The 1,951-nt window shown below is 39.5% G+C and carries 2 protein-coding genes; one reads left to right on the top strand and one right to left on the bottom strand.

All coding sequences use genetic code 11. From position 1 onward, the window contains the following. Nucleotides 1-238 precede the first annotated feature (238 nt). Nucleotides 239-1,270 carry a DUF3472 domain-containing protein gene (locus ACFIO3_RS08905; protein WP_375614712.1) on the top strand — a complete coding sequence of 344 codons (1,032 nt, stop codon included), beginning with the start codon at nucleotides 239-241 and terminating at the stop codon, nucleotides 1,268-1,270. A 145-nt stretch (nucleotides 1,271-1,415) separates the two neighbouring features. Here the strand turns inward: ACFIO3_RS08905 and ACFIO3_RS08900 are convergent, their stop codons facing one another. Further along, complete coding sequence (locus ACFIO3_RS08900; RefSeq protein ID WP_375607037.1) at nucleotides 1,416-1,559, bottom strand: hypothetical protein; 144 nt, start codon at nucleotides 1,557-1,559, stop codon at nucleotides 1,416-1,418. Nucleotides 1,560-1,951: the final 392 nt, after the last annotated feature.

Genomic DNA, 1,951 nt, shown 5'->3' with positions numbered 1-1,951 from the left:
TTATACCCCACATCATCACTCCCCTTTTTAAACTCTCACCCACAAACTCCACCATTAAAACTTAAATTTGAACAGCAAAAAAGGAGCATGCAAAAACATTTCAAACAAAGCAGTCTTTACAGTATATAGTTTAGAGTAAACATTAAAGTATTTCTATATTTTTACTTAACAAATCATTGAATATATGTTTTAATACTTATAAACTTACATTCTTTTTATTAAGATAGAGGATTTGAGTATGTACCATACTGTAAAAAAGGTTATTTTAATACTTTTATTCCTTCTGATAAGTAAACCAAGCTATGCCATCTTTGCCGGCAAAGTTATTACAATAGAGCATGAATGGCCTGAGAATGCATTATTTGATCTATTTGTTTTCACCCAGCAAGTAAACTACGATGGTGGGCCTAACTCCATCTATTTCTGGGGAAATAAATTTGAATTCCAAAACGGGAAAAGTGGACAAATTGGTTTTTTCAACAGGAGCGGCCGTACCATTCATTTTTCTATCTGGAATGCAACGGGATGGAAGGGTAATACATGTAAGCATTTTACTCAGGAAGGTTCAGGAGTACGATGTGAAATCAAGTTTCCATGGGAAATGGGACGCAGATATCGATTATATGTTGAAAAAAATGAGAATCTAGTTACAGCGAAAGTAGTCGATTTTACAACGGGTAAAAAAGTGAATATTGGGACCATAGAAGTACCAAATACATTTGGCAAACTCCGTAAATCTTCAAGTTTTGTTGAAGACCATTCTCGTTGGAAGAGACATCTTTCCTCCTGTTATGATTTAAGTCCGCAAAGTTCGATTTTTTTTGATCCTAATGGCTTAAAACAAAACAAGCTATACGAAGGGACTCTGAAAGTTTCTAATCAAGGAAAGTGTCGAGATTCTGACCTCATCCAAACATCATGTACGTTCACTTTTTGTATGACAAGTATAAGCGACTTTGGAGGTTTAGCCTCGCCTACAGCTAAACCAGAAGTCCCCATTTCCAATGGGAAAGATCTGTCTGCAGAAACAATTTCTAACATCTTGAAACAAAGAGAGCTTGTCGTTATTCGTTCAAAAGATCGTTCTTGGGCACCCAATATCTCTTTTCCATCTCCTGCTTCATTTAAGTGGAAATCAATCTTTATAGATCATCTAGCGGCTTCTAGTTCTACGCTTCACACCACTCACGGCACACAAAAGATAACCACAGGCCAAAAGATTATGTATATGTCTGATGGAAAAACTTGGAAAATTATGAAAAAAAACTAACTTTTTTCTTCTTGATAAGCCCCTCACTCCCCTTTAAAAATAAATGGGGGTGAGGAAGTTTTTTTCATTTCCCCACCACGGCTCCCTTTCCCAGTTATTTTTTCGAGCCCTGCTCTCATCCCATCGTCCCCTTTAGCTCACCTCATCACCATACTTTCAGGGCATTTTCTTCACCTTCACCTTCTCTCAAACCCCCACACCCTTTCCTCTCTATCTCCTCACCTCCCTCTTCTATCACCCTCACACCATCCTTTACCGCATCCTTTACACCACCCCGCCTCTTATCCACGCCCTCCCTTTGTCCATAGGCACTCTCTCCATTCCACGCCCCCCTTTTTCTTTCCCGTCACACACTTACAACTTACAGCACTCTTCATTCCAGCTTCCCTCCTCAATTCACAGTCTCTTCACCCCCCCATTTATTTCACCCCATCCATGCCAGACAAAAGCCCAACGTAACCCCAAAACACGCACAATGCATAAATCCATAAATCCTCCACTTCACTTTTACAGATTCACATTTTTACGCTTTTACACATTCACAGAAAACAGCCAACGAAAGATTCACCACCCCACACCGCTCGATAAACACTGGTCCGTAAACAATCCAGCTTCTTATCCAGGGAAGGACTACTGATCACTTCATATAATTATCACCACCCCTCAAAAGAGGCGTTATCA

This window comes from Bartonella sp. AD328YNZD (genome assembly GCF_042196425.1).
This window is presented reverse-complemented; position numbering and strand designations above follow the sequence as displayed.